Genomic DNA, 20,432 nt, shown 5'->3' on the forward strand with positions numbered 1-20,432 from the left:
GTTTTCAAGGAACACTCGGCTGTTCTCAGCCTGCTGCCGTTTGCGACGACGCGCATGGATGCGCTAGTGTCGAGGGTGTGCCATGGACGGCACGCTTACCCGAGACAGCTTTTATATATTACCACGGTTTAACCACTATGTCAATATTTATTTCCCCAATTCTCAACAACCTATCAGCTATTTACTCCATTTAATCTTTACGACTGAACTGATAGGTTGTTATTCTAACCAAATCAATATGAACTTTATTCTACTATAATCCGATGATAGCTTTTCTTGCCTTTACGGATGATTAAGCTATTGCTGTCAAACAGAGCCGCATTCAGCAAGAAATCAGGATCAAGGATCTTAGCCTCGCCGATATAAAGACCGCCTTGTTGAATTAGCCGCCGACCTTCGCTTTTAGATGCGATAATTCCCGTATTGGCAAGCACATCAATCAGCTTTTTCCCTACACTATCCGATCGAATTGTCACCGTCGGTGCATTATCCAATGCTCCGATTCCGCCGAATAACGCTTCCGCCCCCTGCTGAGCCTTTTCAGCTTCTTCCTGGCCGTGGACCAGCTTTGTAACTTCAAAGGCCAGGGTTTTCTTGGCAATATTAATTTCTTTATCTTTAAGTGCACCTAGCCGGTGAACCTCAGTCATTGGCAAAAAGGTAAGCAGCGCTAAGCATTTTTCTACATCAGCATCATCAACATTGCGCCAATACTGATAAAAATCATAAGGAGAAGTTTTTTCGCCGTCAAGCCACAAAGCACCTTTCTCCGTCTTACCCATCTTTCTCCCATCACTTGTGGTGAGAAGAGTAAAGGTAAGTCCGTAGGCCGGTTTACCTTCTTTGCGGCGAATAAGATCCGCCCCGGCAAGAATATTGGACCACTGGTCGTCGCCGCCCATTTGCATAATGCATCCGCACCGGCGGTTGAGTTCTAAAAAATCATAACCCTGCATTAACATATAGTTAAACTCCAGGAAAGATAACCCTTTTTCCAATCGCTGCTTAAAGCATTCAGCAGTCAACATGCGATTGACTGAAAAATGAACGCCAATATCCCGGAGAAATTCCACATAATTAAGTCCCAGCAACCAATCCGCATTATTAAGTAATAATGCCTTGTCATCAGTAAAATCAATAAATCGCTGCATCTGTTTTTTAAAGCGTTCGCCGTTATGCCTTATATCATCCTGCGTCATCATTTTTCGCATATCCGTCTTGCCTGAGGGGTCCCCTACCATCGCTGTTCCACCGCCAATGAGACAGACAGGACGATGACCGGCCCGCTGCATATGTGCCATAACCATCATTCCCAGAAAATGGCCAACATGCAGGCTGTCGGCAGTAGGATCGAACCCAATATAAAATGTAATCTTTTCTTTTGCTAACAGTTCGGCAATCTCATCGTCGTGAGTAAGCTGTTGGACAAACCCACGTTCTTTAAGAGTATCAAGAACATTCATTGCTCAAAAGCCTCCTTTTATTTATCAAATCTATATTAAATCCAAATTCTTTTCAAGAAGGACAAAAAACTCCTGACAAGTCAGGAGTTTATTTTTTATTGGTGCCGAGGACCGGAATCGAACCGGTACGGAGATCACTCTCCGAGGGATTTTAAGTCCCTTGCGTCTGCCAGTTCCGCCACCCCGGCAAAAGGGTTTTAAACTTTTCTAATGGAAAAACTAAACTTTTTTTGGAGGCGGCACCCAGACTTGAACTGGGGATAAAGGTTTTGCAGACCTCTGCCTTACCACTTGGCTATGCCGCCTTAAAATGGAGCGGAAAACGAGATTCGAACTCGCGACCCCCGCCTTGGCAAGGCGATGCTCTACCGCTGAGCTACTTCCGCATTATATGGTGCCGCAGGACAGAATCGAACTGTCGACACGAGGATTTTCAGTCCTCTGCTCTACCGACTGAGCTACCGCGGCATTTAAACAAAATGGCGACCCGGATGGGACTCGAACCCATGACCTCCGCCGTGACAGGGCGGCATTCTAACCAACTAAACTACCGGGCCATATGATGAATTGCATAGTTATTGTATTTGATTTATCGGAATATGTCAACCCTTATTCCTCAATCAAAATTACTTTATGCAATCGCAGTAACATTGGATATTATAACATATCCATTATTATTGTCAAGAGTTTTCATAAAGAGAAGCAGACTCCTCCAAAATTTTATTAACCGTATCCCTTACTTGATTAGGATCAAATGGCTTAACGATAAAATCTGATGCCCCAGCCTTTAGAGCATCAGTGATAACGGCTCGCTGTCCAATAGCCGTTACCATAATAACCCGCGCTAATGGATTTTCCGCATGAATGAGTTTTACCGCTTCGATACCGTCCATCTTCGGCATAGTAATATCCATTGTCGTAAGATCCGGCTGAAACTGGCGATACGCCTGCACTGCCTCTTTTCCATTCCCGGCTTCAGAAACTATTTCGTGCCCGTTGTCAATCAGAATCTTTTTTAACATCATACGCATAAATGCTGAATCATCACAAACCAATATTCGTGCCAAAAGAAAATACCCTCCTACTCAATCAAGCCTGACTTCCTATATAATTCATAAAAATGATGAGTGGGACCGACCCCACCGCCTAATTGAAACCCATGTTGGATCGCAATCGTGACATAACGCTTTGCCTCTCGAATCGCAGTCTCCACTGACAGTCCTTTCGCCAATCCGGCGGCAATAGCGGAAGAAAAAGTACATCCTGTGCCATGAGTATGAGCATTATCAATTCGTTCATTGGAAAATACGGTAAAAATTCGTCCGTCATATAATAGATCACAGGCATCCCCAGGCAAATGTCCCCCTTTAATCAATACATACGTCGGCCCCATGTTTTTAATAGCAATAGCGGCCTTTTCCATACCGGTTCTGTCTTCAACAGAGAATCCGGCAATCTCTGAGGCTTCATAAAGATTTGGTGTTACAATCAGAGCTAAGGGGACTAATCGTTCAATCAACGCCGCTACCGCATTCGGCTGCAGCAAATAGCTGCCGCTTTTCGCTATCATCACCGTATCTAACACAACATTTTTCGCCCGGTATTGTTGTAAAGCATCGGCAACTGTATTGATAATAGCCGCACTTGACAGCATGCCAATTTTCACAGCATCCACCGGAATATCGGTATAAACAGCAGCAATTTGATCACGGATGATTGCCTGATCCAGTTCTCTGATACTAGTTACTCCACAGGTATTTTGAGCAGTAATTGCTGTAATCGCACTCATGCCAAAAACGCCACAGGCAGCGAAAGTTTTTAAATCTGCCTGAATTCCAGCTCCGCCACTGGAATCTGAACCCGCAATCGTCAACGCCGTATGCAACATAAAGGGATATTCCTCCTACTGACCATTATTCAGTTAACCTGCGGCGCATTTCAGCAAGTGTTGGCCTAAGGTTAACTTCTATTTTTTCTTCCAGTTCATTTAGCTGTTTACATTCAAATACTGCAGCCATTTCCGGTGTTCGGTGAAGACGAAGTTCACCGAAAAAATCATCGCGAAAAACATTATAATAAATCGTTAAGTTGCTCTCGGCAGCAAAATCGCTATAATCAATAATAATATAAGCACCATTAAGCACTTTTAGCGGTTCAAACGGCCGAATATACAGCTCAAACCCGGAAATTTCACTTGGCAGCTGTTTCGCATATGTCCACTCTAAAATCTTTTTATCTTTAACAATACTGCTTAATGCGCTTTCATTAAATACAGCTAAATCATGTATCGTTTTTGCCATTCGCATGGAAAGAACTCGTTCTAAAGCAGAAAGATCGCCAACGATAAACCCAATATCGCAATATTCGGTAAGGCCAGCAACTACCTGTGCTAAATAATCCTTCGTTTCGCTATCATATAAAACAGAAAAGCTGCGATGACAGCCGGAATTTTCATAACAAAAAATCAAAAACTGAGTATTCCGCCTTGTTAATTGCTTTTTTAAGATAAAACCATTTATTTCTGCCGGCAATGATGCTAAAAATGTCCATTGCTGAATCTCCTGAATTACATCTTCCATCTCTAATTTCAACTCCCACTTTATTAGATATTCTGTATTATCCTGAAAAAACCTGCTTGCTTGGTAACCAAAAGTCAATCCGGTGAATATCATGCAGTAGTTTCTAAACAAAGCATCAGGGGGGATACATATGAATAGGGGTATCTGGGTAAAATTGATTTCACTGCTGGTTGCGGCACTTTTTCTCACAGCCTGCGGTCAAAATCCTGCTACCCAAACCTCACTAAAACAAGGTCCGGCATGGGCAGCCACGCTGACTCCGCTTTCCCAGGAAACGGTAGTAAAAGTAGGTATGAAACAAGTCGTTTCCGATGCCGGAATTCTCATCGGCATGGCCAAAGGATATTACAATGATTTAGGTATAAAAATTGAACCGGTGCAATTCAATTCCGGACAGGAGATGATCAACCAGCTTGCTGCCGGACAATTGGATGTTGGCGCAACGGTTACAGCCTCCGGCTTATTCAATGCCATATCCCGGGATATTCCTGTGAAAATTGTAGCGGATAAAGGCATTAACGTTCCCGGCAAGGGCTATTACCGGTTGGTTATTCGCAAAGACTTAGTAGATACTATCAAAGATTATACTGACTTGCGCGGTAAAAAAATTGCCATTGTCGGTACAGCTTCTTTGGATGAAATTGCCTTGGTACGGGTTTTGGAAAAAGGCGGTTTAACCGTCAATGATATTGATCTGCAAGTCATCCGGGCTTTTCCTGACATGCTGGTTTCCCTTGGCAATAAGAGCATTGACGCCGCCATGGTCATCGAGCCTTTTGTAACTCAGGGTATGTCAAAAGGCCTTCTGGACCCATGGAAAGATCCCGCCGAATATGATCCTGACGCCCAAACAGCACTGCTTGTATTTGGCCCGAGCATGACGAAAAATCCCCAAATTGCCGATCGCTTTATGACGGCATATATAAGATCGATACGGGATTACAACGATGCTTTTTTTAAAGACAAAGACAAACAACAAATTGTCAATATCCTTTGCAAGTACTCAGTTACTAAAGATCCTGTTCTCTATGAAAAAATGTTTCCCACCGGCTTAAATCCCGACGGTTATGTTCGTATGAAAGGAATCGAAATGGACTTAGCCTGGTACAAACAAAACAATTTATTGAAATCCGACCTTCAAGTTCAGGATGTTGTCGATAACCAATTTGTCGATTTTGCCCTGAAAGTCCTGGGTAAATATCAATAATGCTATTTACTGCCGGGAGGCGATTATAAAGTGAAAATTCCTAATCATACTATTTTAATCCGCACCCTTTCTGTGTTATCGCCCCTTAGTTTGCTGCTGCTGTGGGAGTTTTTGGCTCGCATAAATGCTATCGACATACGGTTATTGTCAAGTCCCAGCCTAATCATCCAATCTTTTATCCCGCTGCTGCTTTCCGGAGAACTGCTTTACAATACTTTTGTCAGTGTACAGCGGGTGTGGTGGGGATTTCTGGTAGGTTCCATTCCCGGCGTACTGCTCGGTATCAGTATGGGATTATCGCCTTTGGTTCGCTCGGCCTTTGAACCGATGATCGCCGCCACCTATCCCATTCCCAAACTAGCCCTGATGCCATTGATTCTCCTCATCTTTGGCTTGGGTGAAACCTCAAAAATATTTACCATCGCTATTGGCGTCTTTTATTTAGTAGTCATTAATACGATGGCCGGAGTATTAAGTATTGACAAAATTTATTTAGATGTAGCCAAAAATTTCGGGGCCAGCCGTAAAAATTTTTATCTGACCATCGCTTTACCCGGCGCTTTGCCAATGATTTTTGCCGGCTTAAAACTCGGCATGGGAATGGCGTTAATTCTAATCGTCGCCGCTGAACTGTCGGCAGCCAAAGCCGGCGTTGGCTGGATGATTTGGCGGGCCTATGATATGTTTGATATTGAGCAAATGTTTGTGGCTTTGATTATGCTGTCAGTACTGGGTTATCTTTTTTCGCTTTTATTGGATATGTTTGAACGCTGGGCACTTCCCTGGAAACAACAAACTTGACAACAGGAGGTGCAGTGCATGAATTATGAAATCGATAGCATAACGATATCGAATGTTAATAAAATTTTTACTACCCGATCGGGACGGGTGGCTGCACTTCAAGATATCAATCTGACAATCGGCGATGGCGAATTTTTCTGTATTGTCGGTCCCAGCGGCTGTGGAAAAACTACGCTGCTTCGCATTTTAGCCGGACTGGAAGATGCCTCAAACGGTAAAATCCAGATAAATACCGTTAACAATACGAACCGTCCTTTAAATTCAATGGTCTTTCAAGAACAATCGATTCTGCCTTGGATGACAGTGCTCGATAATGTGGGATACGGCTTATGTATGAGGGGTATTGCAAAAAAAGAGCGCAAAAAAATCGCCCAGCATTACATACACATGATCGGGCTGGATAAATTTGCGCAAGCCTACCCCTGCCAGCTTTCCGGCGGCATGAAACAGCGAGTCAGCGTTGCCCGCGCTTTTGCCAATGACCCGGAAATATTGCTAATGGATGAACCTTTTGGCGCATTGGATGAACAAAACCGAATTATTTTACAGCAAGAACTGCTTCATATCTGGGAAAACAGCCAAAAAACCACCGTATTTATCACCCATAGTATTGATGAAGCCTTATGCCTGGGCGACCGGGTAATGGTAATGACTGCCCAGCCCGGCAGAGTCAAGGCCATTATTGATATCGATTTACCCCGTCCCCGGGATATTGCCAGCATCCGAACCACCTTGCACTATAACGAGTTATTCCAAAGAATATGGCTCAGCCTGCGAGATGAAGTACTCAAAGGCAAAGAACATGAACTAAGCGGCCTATAAATAAAAAAGCCTGAATCCGACGGCAAATAGACCGGGTTCAGGCTTTTCAAGGCTGCAGGCGCCATTGGCTCATACTACTCTTCTTCCGTTCCGCCATAGGTATAATCAAATTCAGCAGTTGCAATATTGTTCGCTACTATCGCATTTTCTACCGGATCAGGCAGATCCGTAGAATCTTTCTTTGAATATGCTCTTATATCCCTTGGTTCCTGCTCAAAAAAATCTCGTTCCTTCGGTAAATAAGGTGCTTTCTTTTTATTTTTCATCGTTGCTGCCTCCTCTTTATGCCTTGACTATATCTAGTTTTTCACGTATTAAAAAATATATGAGCGACAACAAAACCCAACCCCCGTTGTTGAATTCTAAAAAATTCAAATAAAAAAGGAACCATCCGTATGAGACTGTCATCTTCGGTTATATCGGCGTCTACCCTAAGATAGTTTTTTATATCGTCTAGCGTCATAGAATCGCCTTGCTTTTAGTATATACATAGAATATACTAAAACTAAGAAAGGATGTGCCTAGCATGATTATTACAAGCATTGCAAAATGGGGGAATAGCCAAGGAATCCGCCTGCCCAAAGAAGTGTTAGAACAGGTGAATTTGAAGCATAAAGATAAACTATCCGTTGTTATTAATGGCGAAGAAATTATTCTAAAAAAAATCGTTGAAACAAATGAAAACAGGCTTAAAAAATTATTTGAGAATTACACAGCCGGAGATTATATCTGCAAAGAAATAGAATGCACTCCTGCTGTTGGCAAAGAGGTTTTCTAATGTTTCGACAATCGCCTGAAATAGGAGATATAATTCTTCTTAACTTTGTCCCTCAGTCCGGCAATGAAATCCAAAAAAGGCGGCCAGCACTTGTCATTTCTTGTACGTTTTTTAATGAAACTACTGGATTTTCAGTCGTCTGTCCAATAACTTCAACCCAAAATAGCTTCCCTTTGCATATATCTTTAGACAGCAGGACAACTACCCACGGCGATATCTTAATCGAACAGCTAAAATCATTGGATTATAATGCACGTTCATGGTCTTTTTTAGAAAAAGCACCAAACGACATCTTAGATCGTGCTATAGATTTAGCCAAAAACTATATAATAGGTAAATAATTTTAGCCGGATAATGTTTTTATTATCCGGTTATTTCATTGTCGCCAAAGAGGCACGATAAAAAACGACCCGGCTTGAAGCCGCGTCGTTACTAGATTTTTAATGGCAGGGGCAGAAGGACTTGAACCCTCAACCAATGGTTTTGGAGACCACTACTCTACCAATTGAGCTATACCCCTATATGGAGCGGAAAACGAGATTCGAACTCGCGACCCCCGCCTTGGCAAGGCGATGCTCTACCACTGAGCTACTTCCGCATATCACTATCCTGCGTCATATGATCAAAATATCATTTCTGCTGCAAAGTCCTGAACAAGTTCTAATAATATCATGGATTTATCTATATTTCAACATGGGATACTGCCTATTTCAGCGAATTATTATTTTCTGGCGCTATCATACTCACTTTTCCCCTTGTTTACAATATATTTCAGCTTGGGAATCAAAGCTTTCCCCTATATAACAGTAACGGCCTATCATAAACAAGGCTGTTTGCTTCGTAATTGCTTTATAATTTCCGGCTGCCCCGTTTGGTCATAGGCAGTCCTTTTTTACATAAAGGACAAGAATCCGGGCTAAAAGTTTCTACTGTGAGATGCAATAATGCCTGAGCCGGAATCCCGAAATCCACTTTTCCGCCGCTGCGGTCTACCAGTAATCCTACTCCCACCGGTATTCCTCCCTGCTCGCGGACAACATCAATGACCTCCCTCACCGAACCGCCGGTGGTGACAATATCCTCGACAACCAGAACCCGTTCCCCCGGTTTAATAACAAATCCCCGCCGAAGAGTCATCCTGCCATTTTCCCGTTCCGTAAATATAGCACGGGTGCCCAGATTTTTCCCCACCTCGTGAGCCAAGAGGATACCGCCGGTCACCGGACCGACAACTACTTCAATTTTTTCATTGGCAAACTTACCTGCCAGCACTTTGCATAACTGAGCTGTATATTCCGGATATTGGAGAACTTTAAATTTTTCTACATATAAAGGGCTGTGCAAGCCGGACGTCAGGAGAAAGTGTCCTTCTAATATAGCCCCTGTATCTAAAAACATTTTTTTAACTGCTGCTTCATTCATTTCACACCCTCCATTTCACGAAGAATATTTTCCGCTGCCAGCTTCGCATCGGCGGCTGCAATAATTGGGCGTCCCACTACCAGATAATCGGCCCCATTCTGCAGCGCGCCTGCCGGAGTAGCTGTCCGGCTTTGGTCATTCAGGCCGGCACCTTGAGGTCGTATGCCGGGAGTGACAATCAGAAAATCCCGGCCGCAAGCTTTACGAATTTCCGCCGCTTCACGCGGTGAAGCCACAACCCCGTCCATACCGGATTGCTGAGCCAGCCGGGCAAGATGAATTACCTGCTCCGCAGTATTCTTGCCATATCCCAAAATCGACCATTCTTTCTCACTAATACTTGTCAAAACTGTAACCGCAACTAATTTTGGCCGGACAATTCCCCTATTTCTCGCTTGTTCGGCAACCGCCTGAGCGGCCTCCCGCATCATCGACGGACCGCCGGAAGCATGTACGGTTAACAAAGAAATTCCCAAGCCGGTAAGAGCAGCCGCACTTCGCGCCACTGTATGGGGGATATCGAAAAATTTCAAATCCAAAAAAACCTGCTTGTCCTGCCGGCGCAAAAAATCCAGCGCTTCCCGGCCAACACTGTAATATAATTCCATGCCCACTTTGTAATAACTAACGCTGTCGCCTAATGCAGCGACAATTTGCTTAACCTTAGCAAGATCCGATACATCAAGGGCTACAATCAGCCGTTGATCATTCATTACGCCACTCCTCTACTATTGTGTAATCATTTTGCCGACTAACTGTCTCACCTGAGTCAGTCCTCGCTGCTGTAAATACTCGCCAATCCCCTCTGCCACTGTCCGGGCAGCACAGGGATTAACAAAATTTGCCGTTCCCACCGCCACCGCACTGGCTCCAGCCAAAAGAAACTCGATGGCATCCTCAGCCGTCATAATGCCGCCCATGCCAATCAGCGGCACCTTTACCGCTTGCGCTGCCTGCCAAACCATCCGCAGTGCCACCGGCTTCACGGCAGGCCCTGATAAGCCGCCGACAATATTGCCAAGAACCGGCTTCCAGCTGTGAATGTCAATTGCCATGCCCAATAACGTATTAATCAGCGAAATGGCATCTGCGCCGGCCGCCTCCACTGCCTGAGCCATAGAAACAATATCCGTCACATTGGGTGATAATTTGGCAATAACCGGTACGCGGCTGTTATCCTTGACTTGCCTTACTACTGAAGCCGCACTGTTCCGGTCTGTGCCAAAGGCAATTCCCCCCTGCTTGACATTGGGACAGGAGATGTTGACCTCAATTCCGGCCACACCGGGAATATTCAACCGGCTTGCCAGTTCGCCATACTCTTCCGCCGTTTTCCCGGAAATATTTACAATAATCGGTACTTCATACGTTGATAGTTTCGGCAATATTCCCTGAATAAATTCTTCCACCCCAGGATTTTCAAGCCCAATAGCATTCAGCATACCGGCCGGAGTTTCGGCAATCCGCCGTCCCGGATTGCCGGCACGAGGTTCCAGCGTCGTACCTTTTACTACGATCGCGCCGATCTGGTTAATATCCATAAAGTCGCGATATTCCAGGCCAAAGCCGAAAGTACCCGATGCCGTCATGACCGGTGTTTTCATTTTAATACCGGCAATATCAGTAGCCAAGTCCAATTATATTACCTCCCCGGCCCAAAATACCGGACCGTCGGTACAAATCTTTTTACGTGATCCGTCTTTGGCGGCACAAGTGCAGGACAAGCAGGCTCCTATGCCGCAGGCCATATATTCTTCCAACGAAACCTGGCAGGGGATATTTATTCCCTGGGCAATTTTAGCAACCGATACCAGCATGGGATGGGGGCCGCAGCAATAAATCATGTCAAATGACTTTTGTTCCAGCAAATCAGGCAGAACATCGGGAGCAACTCCGCGCTGCCCCAAACTGCCGTCATCAGTCGTTATATGAATATCTTGGCAGATAGAAGCAAACATATCCTGCCAAAACATCTCTTCCCGCGTGCGACCGCCTAACAATATTTCCACCGGACGCGGACAGAGCTTTTTGGCAAGATACTGCAAGGGAGCGATGCCCATACCGCCGCCGATAAGGAGCGGCCGTTCTCCCCGCAGTGTAAATCCCCTGCCCAAAGGTCCCAGACAATCAATATTTTCCTGGGCCTGAAGTTTTGCCAAACGGGCGGTCCCCCGCCCGACAACGCGATAAATGACACTAACGGTATTATGCTGCCGGTCAACATCGGCAATACTAAGGGGACGCCGCAGCAGCGGATCGGCACTATCAGGCTCAGACACTCTCACGTGAACAAACTGTCCGGGAACAGCCTGACGGGCAATTTCCGGTGCAGCAAAGACCAGTTCATACACATCATTGCTAAGTTTCCGCTGTCCGGCAATTACCGCCCGCACCACTGTCTTAGGCAAGATCATCTCCCCCTCCCACATAATCCTGCAAGGCCAGCACATACACCAGCCTGCGCTCCCGGACAAAAGTCATTACATTCAATACTTCTTGAACAGTGTCCATGGAAGTCAGGCAGGCAATAGCGTGTTCCACCGTTGCCCGGCGAATTTTGTAGCCGTCCCGCTGAGGTTCTCTGCCATGAGTCAGCGTGTTAACAACCATATTGATTTTACCGGTTTTAATCATTTGAATGATATCCGGTTTATGTTCATGTACCTTCTGCACCGTATCGACAACAAGACCGATGGATTGTAAATACCGGGCCGTTCCGCCGGTAGCCACAATATGATATCCCAGTTCGGCAAATCCTTTTGCCAATTCACCGGCTTCCGCTTTATCTTTATCCGCCACCGTAAAAAGAATCGTTCCCTGTTCCGGTACGTTCATGCCGGCAGCGGTAAGCGCTTTATATAAGGCCCGGGCATAATAATAATCTATGCCCATAACTTCACCGGTTGATTTCATCTCCGGCCCAAGGGAGATATCGACTTGCTGCATTTTCGCAAAAGAGAAAACAGGTGCTTTTACTGCAATATAAGGTTTAGGCGGCAATAAACCGGATTCATATCCCAGGGAGCGCAATGTTTTCCCCATAGCAACCCGGGTCGCAACATTAACCATAGGAATATCGGTTACTTTGCTGAGAAAAGGAATCGTCCGGCTGGAGCGTGGGTTCACCTCAATTACATAAACAACTTCATCCACAACTACATATTGAATATTAATCAGGCCTTTTACCTTTAACCCTAAAGCCAGCCGTTTTGTATAATCCACAATTGTCTGAATGACTTTTTCCGACAGCGACTGGGGAGGATACACCGCAATGCTGTCGCCTGAATGTACACCGGCCCGTTCTACGTGTTCCATAATTCCCGGAATTACTACGTCCTCCCCATCCGCTATGGCGTCTACCTCTACTTCTGTTCCCTGCATATAGCGATCTACCAGGACAGGATGTTCGTGGGAAGCTTTCACTGCACGGGTCATATAATCTTTGAGTTCTGCCTCATTATAAACGATTTCCATCGCCCGGCCCCCCAGCACGTAGGAAGGCCGCACGACTACCGGATAGCCGATTTTTGCGGTTTCGTCAACAGCATCTTCCCCATTGGTAACCGTTACCCCTTTAGGGCGGGGTATATTGCTTTTTTCCAGCAGCTCATCAAATTTTTCCCGGTCTTCTGCCCGATCAATATTCTCCACACTGGTTCCCATAATCTTTACCCCGGCTTCAGCCAGAGATTCAGCAAGGTTAATAGCTGTCTGTCCGCCAAACTGGACGATAACCCCTTCCGGTTTTTCTTTATCGATAATGTTTAATACATCCTCGGTTGTCAGCGGTTCAAAATACAGCCGATCCGACGTATCAAAATCGGTACTTACCGTTTCCGGATTGTTATTTACAATTATCGATTCAATACCCATTTGCCGCAAGGCCCATACCGAGTGAACCGAACAATAGTCAAACTCAACGCCCTGGCCGATGCGAATCGGGCCGGACCCCAATACCATCACTTTGCGATGAGAAGTAACCTGAACCTCATCTTCCTGAGCATACGTAGAATAGTAATAGGGTGTGGCAGCTTCAAATTCAGCAGCGCAGGTATCCACCATTTTATAACAAGGCATAACATTCTGCTGCTTTCTCAATTTCCTGATATCAACGGTTTCCTGCGACACCAATTCAGCGATAGTCTGATCGGCAAATCCCTTCTTCTTGGCTTGCAGCATAAGCTCCGCGGTAAGCGGTTCTGCCGACAGCCGTTTTTCCATATTAATAATAGTAAGTATCTTCTCTAAGAAAAATCGATCAATGCCGGTTATCCCATGAATCTCAACAAGAGAAATTCCCCGCCGTAAGGCTTCGGCTACCACAAACAGCCGTTCATCATTGGCCACCGTCAGCTTCTCATGAATTTGTTCGGTAGTAAGCTTGGCGATTTCAGGAATAGAAAGATGGTGCAAGCCGATTTCCAATGACCGTACAGCTTTTAGTAAAGCCGCTTCAAAGCAGCGGTCAATGGACATGACTTCACCGGTGGCTTTCATCTGCGTACCCAGTATACGGTCGGCAAACATAAATTTATCAAACGGCCAGCGAGGAAATTTGACAACTACATAATCCAAGGCAGGTTCGAAACAAGCCATGGTCTTTTTCGTCACCGCATTTACGATTTCGTCCAGATTATAGCCGATAGCGATTTTACTGGCGACTTTGGCAATGGGATAGCCTGTGGCTTTGGACGCCAAAGCGCTGGAACGGCTGACACGGGGATTTACTTCAATAACATAATATTGATCGCTGTCAGGGTTCAGAGCGTATTGAGCATTACAACCGCCCTCTATTCCCAATTCCCGGATAATTTTTAAAGAGGCTCCGCGAAGCATTTGATATTCGTGGTCTGTCAGCGTTTGCGACGGTGCCACCACGATACTGTCGCCGGTGTGAATTCCTACCGGATCAATGTTCTCCATATTACAAACAGTGATGCAGTTATCAGCAGCATCCCGCATCACTTCATATTCAATCTCTTTCCAGCCGGCCACGCTGCGTTCCACCAGCACCTGACCGATCATGCTGTATTTCAGGCCCCGATTTACTACATCGACTAAATCAGCCTCATTATCTACAATGCCGCCGCCGGTTCCGCCCAAGGTATAGGCCGGACGGACAATAATCGGGTAACCGATTTGTTTGGCAAACTCCCTGGCGCTCTCGATATCTTCAACAATCGTACTTTCCGGAATCGGTTGATCCAGTTTCTGCATTGTTTCCTTAAAGAGTTCCCGATCTTCGGCCTTTTTGATTGCTTCCAAAGAAGTCCCCAGCAATTCCACGTTATATTTTGCCAATACACCCCGTTCAGCCAGTTTTACTGCTAAATTCAATCCCGCCTGGCCGCCTAAAGTCGCAAGCAGCCCGTCGGGAAGTTCTTTGGCGATCACTTCCTCCAAAAACTCCGGCGTTAACGGTTCAATATAAACCCGATCGGCAATATTCGCATCCGTCATAATCGTAGCCGGATTACTGTTTACCAGCACCACTTCCAGCCCTTCCTCTTTCAGGGCACGGCACGCCTGAGTTCCGGCATAATCAAATTCGGCCGCCTGGCCAATTACGATAGGGCCTGAGCCAATTACCATTACCTTACGCAAATTTTGTTTTTTCGGCACAGTTATTCCCCCTTCTTCAGCAGCGTCATAAATTCGTCAAACAAATACGTATTGTCATCCGGGCCTGGCGCTGCCTCCGGGTGATACTGCACCGAAAAAATCGGCAGTTGAACGTGACGCATTCCCTCTACCGTGCCGTCATTTACAGCCCGGTGGGTAACTTTTAAATTCTTATCGGACAAAGATCCTTCCTTTACCGCATACCCGTGATTCTGTGAAGTAATATGGACCCGGCCGGTTAAAAGATTTTTTACCGGTTGATTTGCGCCGCGATGACCAAATTTCAACTTATAAGTATCACCGCCCAAAGCTAACGCCAGTAATTGATGACCTAAACAAATCCCAAAAATGGGTTTCTTACCAACCAATTTTTTTATTTCATCAATTACGCCCGGCAAATCCTTCGGATCACCCGGTCCGTTGGACAGGAAAATCCCATCCGAATTCAGTGCCAAAATTTCCTGCGCGCTGGTTTCAGCCGGAACGACGGTTAGATCGCAGCCCAGTTTATGTAAGGAGTTAAGGATATTCCGCTTAATGCCGAAATCCATAACCACTACGTGAGGACCTGCTTGCGGAATCCGGTAGGCTTTCTCGGTTGTAACCTGTTTGACCACCTGCGTTTCAGGCGGGATTGACAACAGTGCCTTCGTCTCCTCCCAGCTGTAACCTTCAGGCACAATAACTCCCTTCATCGTACCTGAGGAACGGATTGCCCGGGTGATAGCCCGGGTATCCACATCATACAGGCAAGGAATTTGCCGCGAAACCAGATAATCAGTCAGGTTATTCTCTGCCTGCCAATTGCTTGGCCGCTCACACAGTTCGCTGATAATAAATCCTTTTACATAAGATTGCCGGGATTGTTCAAACAGATTAGCTACCCCATAGTTCCCGATCAGCGGGTAGGTCATTGTCACGATCTGTCCGCAGTAGGACGGATCCGTCAGGATTTCCTGATAACCTGTCATCCCTGTATTAAAAACCACTTCCCCGTCAGTGGGGGTGTCTGCCAGCATTTTCCCACAATACTCACTGCCGTCTTCCAGCACTAATTTGCCATTCATGCAACCACCTCACCATTTTCCATAATCACTTTACCGCCGACAATAGTGGCCACCGCTTTCCCCTTTAATCGTTTCCCCAGGAAAGGTGTAGATTTCCCTTTTGTATAAAAAGTATCACTATTTACTATCCATTCCTTATCCGGGTCAATAACGGTTATGTCCGCCGCGGCGCCCACCTTCAATACTCCGGCCTCAATCCCCAGGATCCTGGCCGGTGCAGTTGACATCTTGTAAATCAATTCCGGCAGAGTAAACTCTCCCGTATGGTACAAACCGGTCAACACAACCCCCACTGCAGTTTCCAAGCCGGAGAAGCCGCTTGGCGCGAACGGGTACTCCTGATCTTTTTCTTCAAAAGCATGGGGAGCATGATCCGTCGCAATAGCGTCAATTGTACCGTCCTTCAATCCGGCCCGCAGTGCCTCAACATGATCCCGGGACCGCAGAGGCGGATTAACTTTCGTGGCAGTATCAAATCCCGTCACCGCTTCGTCGGTTAACGTAAGATGATGGGGTGTCGCCTCCGCCGTAACCTTGACCCCCCGCTTTTTGGCCTGACGAATCAATTCTACCGCTCCTTTACTGCTGACATGAGCAATATGGAGCGAAGCTCCGGTATATTCAGCCAATAAAATATCCCGGGACACCGCAATATCTTCCGCTACCGAAGGACGCCCCTTAATTCCCAGCATGGCGGAAACAGCGCCTTCATGCATAAAGCCCTCACCGGCCAGAGCTTCGTCCTCCGCATGGGAAATAATCGGGCGGCCAAACGCGGTGATATATTCCATCGAGTTCCGAAGCAGACGGGCATTATCAACGTAATGCCCGTCATCGGAAATAGCCACGGCTCCGGCAAGCAGCATATCGCCAATTTCAGCCATTTCCTTGCCTTCTTCCCCTTTGCTTAAAGCGCCAATAACTTTTAAATTTACTACGCCCTCGCTTTGTCCCCGCTGCAGCAGGCCAGCTACCAAAATAGAACTGTCCACAACCGGCTTCGTATTCGGCATACAGGCGACAGTAGTAAAGCCGCCGGCCGCTGCCGAACGGGTTCCTGACGCAACATCTTCTTTGGCCTCAAGCCCCGGCTCACGCAAATGCACATGCATATCTACAAGCCCGGGGGCAACGACAAATCCCCTGGCGTCATAAACTTGCGCCCCGTCGGCCGGCAAATCTGCTCCCATGGCGGTAATACGGCCAGCTTCAATGAGAATATCCCCAATATGATCAACATTTTCCACCGGGTTTATAATCCGGCCACCCTTAAGCAGTAATTTCAATTTCTTTCCCTCCCATCAAAACCAAAAACAGTGCGGCCATTCGAACTGCCAGTCCATTTTTTACCTGTTCTTGAATAGAAGACTGCTCACCGTAAGCAATATCCGGCGCAATTTCCAACCCCCGGTTCATGGGACCGGGATGCATTAGAACCACATCCGGCTTAGCCAGTGCCAACCGCTGACGATTAATTCCGAAGATACGGGCGTATTCCCGTACCGTGGGAAATAAGCCGCGTTTTTGCCGTTCCAGTTGTATGCGCAGCACATTCACCACATCCGCTCCTTCAACAGCTTCCTCCACCCGGTTATGAACTTGAACCCCCGCCTGCTCAATGTCCCGGGGCATTAATGTCTGAGGTCCTGCCAAATGCACTTCCGCTCCCATTTTCTGTAATCCCCAGATGTCGGAACGGGCAACCCGGCTGTGGAGAACATCGCCAATAATTGCCACCTTAAGACCTTTTAATGTTCCCTTGCGTTCTTTTATCGTAAACATATCCAGCAATCCCTGAGTAGGGTGTGCGTGAGCGCCGTCGCCGGCATTGATGATCACCGGACTGACTGTCTGCGCCGCATAATGGGCTGCTCCCTCGGCCGAATGGCGCATAACAATGGCATCCACTCCCATCGCTTCCACGGTCAGAAGCGTATCACGCAAACTTTCTCCTTTCACTACGCTGCTGGCACCAGTCGTGATGTTTACCACATCCGCCCCCAGATATTTTCCGGCTAATTCAAAAGAAGTACGGGTACGGGTACTGGGCTCAAAAAAAAGATTAATAATCGATTTCCCCCTCAGGGTAGGCACTTTTTTAATATCCCGTCCGATTATCCCCTTCATTTCCTTGGCAGTATGGAGAATAAGTTCCATTTCCTCTACCGACATAGCTTCCAACCCTAAGATGTTCTTTCCCCGAATTGACACCTGGCTCTTGGTCATCGCCGCTCCCCCTCATAATGTAATAAATTAATGGGCCGTAAATAAAATCCCTGCCATGGGTGGCAAGGATTCTTTGGTTAAACCATCCGGCATGACCATGCCAGATACTTCCTTGCCGACCACACAGGATCAATTTAAAGGATAGTATTTGTATTTTTGCGATGTAATAGCCTTATCCACCGATCCTTCCCGGTTTCTCTGAACCGTTTTAAAGGCATCGCTTATAATTATACGATATTTATTTATATATATACTAACAAATATCGTCAAGCAATGTCAATACCCCATATAAAAGGATAATAAAAAGCCTTCTGGCGTGTGCTGCGCAAGAAGGCAAATAATACATAAAAACGTCCCCCTTGCCAGCCTCACAGGACTAACTTAAAGGCCTTATTCAACTAGTTACAGAATAGCAGAATCTTCATAGACTGTCAATACTTTTTAGGCTCTTTTCCCAGCAGCCGTCAGCAGTTCCACTGCCGCACCGGCAGCTGCAGCAATCGCCAGCGTCAGAGCTTGTTCATCGAAATCAAAACTGGAATCATGATGTCCGGCTTTCAAATCAGTTCCCACCATTACATAAGCTGCCTGTCCGCCCCGTTCCTGAACCCGTTCCATAAAATAAGTACAGTCTTCACTTGCACCAAAGTCGCATTGTTCCACAATGTCATTGAAAATCCCCATCCGTTTTACGAGAGTGCCTAAGCGGTCAACCAGAAGCGGCGAATTGCTGCAGCCTGCCGCGCCGCCCATTTCCGTGATAGCTACTTCCACTCCGTACATGGCCGCCGCACTTTCAATAATCCGCACCGCCTCACTGGACATATACTGATTGATCTCGCTGGTAACACCCCTGGTTTCCAGCTTTAGTACAGCCTTGGCCGGGATAACATTGCGCCCGCTGCCACCATTCAAAACGCCTACATTAATGCGGGACGCCCCCTGGCTGTGACGGGAAATAGCGTGAAGATTCAAGGCTGCAGTCGCCGCTGCCAGCAATGCATTGCGTCCTGCTTCCGGCGCAGCTCCGGCATGGGCCGGAACGCCTTTAAATACGGCATCATACTTAGTCGTCGCCAAAAAGCCGCGGATATTACAGCAAAACTGACCTGTTTTCTGCATCTTGAAGCCAAAATGCATGCCTAAAAAATAATCCACATCATCCACAATACCCTTAAGCGTCATAGCTTTCGCGCCGCGAACGCCTTCCTCCGCCGGCTGAAAAATCAGCTTGATTGTCCCGGCCAGCTTGTCTTGCAGACGCACCAGTATTTCCGCTACCGCCAAGCCAACGGCAGTATGCCCGTCGTGACCACAGGCATGCATAGCGCCTTTATTAATGGAAGAAAAATTCTCCCGGTAAGGCCGGTGCCGGTCGCCTTCCGTTTCCAAAACATCATTGGCATCCATATCAAACCGCAGCGCTACCGTCGGGCCCGGTTTAGCAAAAGTCATCACACCGACAACCCCGGTTTTCCCGCCCTTCATCTTTTCCACCCATTTAGGATTGGCCCCCTGGGACAAGGCTCTTTCTGCCTGATGTGATAATTCAGCCGCAGCCGGTACTCCCATCATCGCCTCAGAAACCAGCACTTCATCACCGGCAGACACCTGATATCCCAAATCCGTCAAAGCGTCGGCAACAATAGAAGCTGTCCGGAACTCTGTCCACCCAGCCTCTGCATGACGGTGAATATCCCGCCGCCGCCCAATCGTTTTTTCCTGCAACGATTTTGCCAATTGAATCACTTCCTGATCAAACTCCATCTTCTCTGCCTCCCTGTCTTGTATAATTTTTCTTGTATAATAATTCATTTTACTGCCTCGCTGCAATACTCAGCGTCCCAATGCTTTCTTTGCCAATTTATCGACAAATTCATTGCCTGCAACACCGGTATGCCCTTCCACTTTGGCAAAACGGATCCAGCTCGACCGGGGAAAAATAAACTTGACATACGCCTGCGTAAACTTATTTTTAGCTTGCCATGACCCTTCAGCCCAGGCAGCGATGCCCATATAGTCATGATGAATCATGACCGGTTTTATCGCATTCGCCTCCGCCCACTTAATTGCCTTAACCGTAGCGGCCAATTCTCCTGCTACATTATTCATTCTGGCAGCTTCCTCATCCTCGCCGACGCCGCTGTCCGCAAACAAAACCTTACCGCCCTGATAGACGGCAAAGGCCCAGCTATATTGATTTTTATAATAGCTGCCATCCACGAAAATATCAATGGCAAGTTCGTGTTTTTCATCACTCTGTACTTCAGAAATTTTCGCCGCCTGATTTACATATGCTTTCGCCTCCGCTTCCGTAAGAAAGCTTTTAAATATTGCATTGGGGAACCCGTCAATTTGCTGTTTGCATTGCCCCCAGTTACTATAAACCCCCGGCACTCTTCCGGCCCTGACGCCGTAATATTTTTTACTTGCCACAGTACAATC

At 46.6% G+C, this 20,432-nt stretch carries 20 protein-coding genes and 7 tRNA genes; 5 read left to right on the plus strand and 22 right to left on the minus strand.

The annotated features are described in order from the left end of the window. Nucleotides 1-245 precede the first annotated feature (245 nt). From tyrS to ABFC84_09600, 9 genes are all read right to left on the minus strand, one after another. The gene (gene tyrS, locus ABFC84_09560; protein ID MEN6412990.1) at nt 246-1,463 is read right to left on the minus strand and encodes a tyrosine--tRNA ligase; all 1,218 of its coding nucleotides are present in this window, start codon (nt 1,461-1,463) and stop codon (nt 246-248) included. 99 nt (nt 1,464-1,562) lie between these two features. Then, nucleotides 1,563-1,651, minus strand: a tRNA-Leu gene (locus tag ABFC84_09565). A gap of 43 nt (nt 1,652-1,694) precedes the next feature. Then, nucleotides 1,695-1,768, minus strand: a tRNA-Cys gene (locus ABFC84_09570). Between the two features lie 6 nt (nt 1,769-1,774). After that, nucleotides 1,775-1,849 (minus strand) — tRNA-Gly (locus ABFC84_09575). Between the two features lie 6 nt (nt 1,850-1,855). Beyond that, nucleotides 1,856-1,931, minus strand: a tRNA-Phe gene (locus ABFC84_09580). Between the two features lie 12 nt (nt 1,932-1,943). Next, nucleotides 1,944-2,020: transfer RNA gene (locus tag ABFC84_09585), tRNA-Asp, on the minus strand. A gap of 123 nt (nt 2,021-2,143) precedes the next feature. Continuing rightward, nucleotides 2,144-2,530 (minus strand): response regulator, encoded by a 387-nt coding sequence (locus ABFC84_09590; GenBank protein ID MEN6412991.1) that lies wholly within the window; start codon nt 2,528-2,530, stop codon nt 2,144-2,146. Nucleotides 2,531-2,544: 14 nt separating this feature from the next. Beyond that, nucleotides 2,545-3,351 (minus strand): bifunctional hydroxymethylpyrimidine kinase/phosphomethylpyrimidine kinase, encoded by an 807-nt coding sequence (thiD, locus tag ABFC84_09595; GenBank protein MEN6412992.1) that lies wholly within the window; start codon nt 3,349-3,351, stop codon nt 2,545-2,547. 25 nt (nt 3,352-3,376) lie between these two features. Beyond that, nucleotides 3,377-4,042 carry a hypothetical protein gene (locus ABFC84_09600; GenBank protein ID MEN6412993.1) on the minus strand — a complete coding sequence of 222 codons (666 nt, stop codon included), beginning with the start codon at nt 4,040-4,042 and terminating at the stop codon, nt 3,377-3,379. A 130-nt stretch (nt 4,043-4,172) separates the two neighbouring features. On the opposite strand from ABFC84_09600, the gene ABFC84_09605 reads away from it, so the two are divergent. From ABFC84_09605 to ABFC84_09615, 3 genes are read left to right on the plus strand one after another with little or no spacing between them, the layout of a single operon-like run. Beyond that, nucleotides 4,173-5,249, plus strand: a complete 1,077-nt coding sequence (locus ABFC84_09605) for an ABC transporter substrate-binding protein (GenBank protein MEN6412994.1) — start codon at nt 4,173-4,175, stop codon at nt 5,247-5,249. 30 nt (nt 5,250-5,279) lie between these two features. Then, the gene (locus ABFC84_09610; protein ID MEN6412995.1) at nt 5,280-6,050 is read left to right on the plus strand and encodes an ABC transporter permease; all 771 of its coding nucleotides are present in this window, start codon (nt 5,280-5,282) and stop codon (nt 6,048-6,050) included. A gap of 18 nt (nt 6,051-6,068) precedes the next feature. After that, a complete protein-coding gene (locus tag ABFC84_09615) occupies nt 6,069-6,872 on the plus strand; it encodes an ABC transporter ATP-binding protein (protein MEN6412996.1) in 804 nt (267 codons plus the stop codon). Nucleotides 6,873-6,946: 74 nt separating this feature from the next. On the opposite strand, the gene ABFC84_09620 is transcribed toward ABFC84_09615, so the two are convergent. Continuing rightward, nucleotides 6,947-7,138 carry a hypothetical protein gene (locus tag ABFC84_09620; GenBank protein ID MEN6412997.1) on the minus strand — a complete coding sequence of 64 codons (192 nt, stop codon included), beginning with the start codon at nt 7,136-7,138 and terminating at the stop codon, nt 6,947-6,949. Between the two features lie 260 nt (nt 7,139-7,398). Here ABFC84_09620 and ABFC84_09625 point away from each other — a divergent pair, with 260 nt between their 5' ends. Further along, a complete protein-coding gene (locus tag ABFC84_09625; protein ID MEN6412998.1) occupies nt 7,399-7,650 on the plus strand; it encodes an AbrB/MazE/SpoVT family DNA-binding domain-containing protein in 252 nt (83 codons plus the stop codon). Next, nucleotides 7,650-7,991 carry a type II toxin-antitoxin system PemK/MazF family toxin gene (locus tag ABFC84_09630; GenBank protein ID MEN6412999.1) on the plus strand — a complete coding sequence of 114 codons (342 nt, stop codon included), beginning with the start codon at nt 7,650-7,652 and terminating at the stop codon, nt 7,989-7,991. The genes ABFC84_09625 and ABFC84_09630 overlap by 1 nt, the downstream gene beginning before the upstream one ends. A 103-nt stretch (nt 7,992-8,094) precedes the next feature. On the opposite strand, the gene ABFC84_09635 is transcribed toward ABFC84_09630, so the two are convergent. From ABFC84_09635 to ABFC84_09690, 12 genes are all read right to left on the minus strand, one after another. After that, a tRNA-Trp gene (locus tag ABFC84_09635) sits at nt 8,095-8,170 on the minus strand. 3 nt (nt 8,171-8,173) lie between these two features. Then, a tRNA-Gly gene (locus ABFC84_09640) sits at nt 8,174-8,248 on the minus strand. Nucleotides 8,249-8,499: 251 nt separating this feature from the next. Next, complete coding sequence (pyrE, locus tag ABFC84_09645) at nt 8,500-9,072, minus strand: orotate phosphoribosyltransferase (GenBank protein MEN6413000.1); 573 nt, start codon at nt 9,070-9,072, stop codon at nt 8,500-8,502. Then, on the minus strand, nt 9,069-9,785 hold the full coding sequence (gene pyrF / locus ABFC84_09650) for an orotidine-5'-phosphate decarboxylase (GenBank protein ID MEN6413001.1): 717 nt from the start codon (nt 9,783-9,785) through the stop codon (nt 9,069-9,071). Before pyrF ends, pyrE begins: the two co-directional genes overlap by 4 nt. A 15-nt stretch (nt 9,786-9,800) precedes the next feature. Further along, on the minus strand, nt 9,801-10,709 hold the full coding sequence (locus ABFC84_09655) for a dihydroorotate dehydrogenase (GenBank protein ID MEN6413002.1): 909 nt from the start codon (nt 10,707-10,709) through the stop codon (nt 9,801-9,803). Further along, on the minus strand, nt 10,710-11,480 hold the full coding sequence (locus ABFC84_09660) for a dihydroorotate dehydrogenase electron transfer subunit (GenBank protein ID MEN6413003.1): 771 nt from the start codon (nt 11,478-11,480) through the stop codon (nt 10,710-10,712). Continuing rightward, nucleotides 11,473-14,694 (minus strand): carbamoyl-phosphate synthase large subunit, encoded by a 3,222-nt coding sequence (gene carB / locus ABFC84_09665; protein ID MEN6413004.1) that lies wholly within the window; start codon nt 14,692-14,694, stop codon nt 11,473-11,475. Before carB ends, ABFC84_09660 begins: the two co-directional genes overlap by 8 nt. A gap of 2 nt (nt 14,695-14,696) precedes the next feature. Beyond that, complete coding sequence (gene carA / locus ABFC84_09670) at nt 14,697-15,761, minus strand: glutamine-hydrolyzing carbamoyl-phosphate synthase small subunit (GenBank protein ID MEN6413005.1); 1,065 nt, start codon at nt 15,759-15,761, stop codon at nt 14,697-14,699. After that, entirely contained in the window at nt 15,758-17,047 is a 1,290-nt protein-coding gene (locus ABFC84_09675; GenBank protein MEN6413006.1) for a dihydroorotase, read from the minus strand. Before ABFC84_09675 ends, carA begins: the two co-directional genes overlap by 4 nt. Next, a complete protein-coding gene (locus ABFC84_09680; GenBank protein ID MEN6413007.1) occupies nt 17,031-17,987 on the minus strand; it encodes an aspartate carbamoyltransferase catalytic subunit in 957 nt (318 codons plus the stop codon). The genes ABFC84_09675 and ABFC84_09680 overlap by 17 nt, the downstream gene beginning before the upstream one ends. 441 nt (nt 17,988-18,428) lie before the next feature. After that, a complete protein-coding gene (locus ABFC84_09685) occupies nt 18,429-19,802 on the minus strand; it encodes an amidohydrolase (protein MEN6413008.1) in 1,374 nt (457 codons plus the stop codon). A gap of 21 nt (nt 19,803-19,823) precedes the next feature. Beyond that, nucleotides 19,824-20,423: a ribonuclease H family protein gene (locus tag ABFC84_09690; protein MEN6413009.1), complete on the minus strand. Its 600-nt coding sequence runs from the start codon at nt 20,421-20,423 to the stop codon at nt 19,824-19,826. Nucleotides 20,424-20,432 lie beyond the last annotated feature (9 nt).

It is taken from the genome of Veillonellales bacterium (assembly GCA_039680175.1).
Taxonomy (GTDB): Bacteria; Bacillota; Negativicutes; order JAAYSF01; family JAAYSF01; genus JBDKTO01.

Bases quoted from the DNA above. Each gene is read 5' to 3' on its own strand.
- tyrS (MEN6412990.1), bottom strand. From the start codon at position 1,463: ATGAATGTTCTTGATACTCTTAAAGAACGTGGGTTTGTCCAACAGCTT.
- thiD (MEN6412992.1), bottom strand. From the start codon at position 3,351: ATGTTGCATACGGCGTTGACGATTGCGGGTTCAGATTCCAGTGGCGGA.
- ABFC84_09600 (MEN6412993.1), bottom strand. From the start codon at position 4,042: ATGGAAGATGTAATTCAGGAGATTCAGCAATGGACATTTTTAGCATCA.
- ABFC84_09605 (MEN6412994.1), top strand. From the start codon at position 4,173: ATGAATAGGGGTATCTGGGTAAAATTGATTTCACTGCTGGTTGCGGCA.
- ABFC84_09615 (MEN6412996.1), top strand. From the start codon at position 6,069: ATGAATTATGAAATCGATAGCATAACGATATCGAATGTTAATAAAATT.
- ABFC84_09620 (MEN6412997.1), bottom strand. From the start codon at position 7,138: ATGAAAAATAAAAAGAAAGCACCTTATTTACCGAAGGAACGAGATTTT.
- ABFC84_09625 (MEN6412998.1), top strand. From the start codon at position 7,399: ATGATTATTACAAGCATTGCAAAATGGGGGAATAGCCAAGGAATCCGC.
- ABFC84_09630 (MEN6412999.1), top strand. From the start codon at position 7,650: ATGTTTCGACAATCGCCTGAAATAGGAGATATAATTCTTCTTAACTTT.
- pyrE (MEN6413000.1), bottom strand. From the start codon at position 9,072: ATGAATGAAGCAGCAGTTAAAAAAATGTTTTTAGATACAGGGGCTATA.
- pyrF (MEN6413001.1), bottom strand. From the start codon at position 9,785: ATGAATGATCAACGGCTGATTGTAGCCCTTGATGTATCGGATCTTGCT.
- carA (MEN6413005.1), bottom strand. From the start codon at position 15,761: ATGAATGGCAAATTAGTGCTGGAAGACGGCAGTGAGTATTGTGGGAAA.
- ABFC84_09680 (MEN6413007.1), bottom strand. From the start codon at position 17,987: ATGACCAAGAGCCAGGTGTCAATTCGGGGAAAGAACATCTTAGGGTTG.
- ABFC84_09685 (MEN6413008.1), bottom strand. From the start codon at position 19,802: ATGAATTATTATACAAGAAAAATTATACAAGACAGGGAGGCAGAGAAG.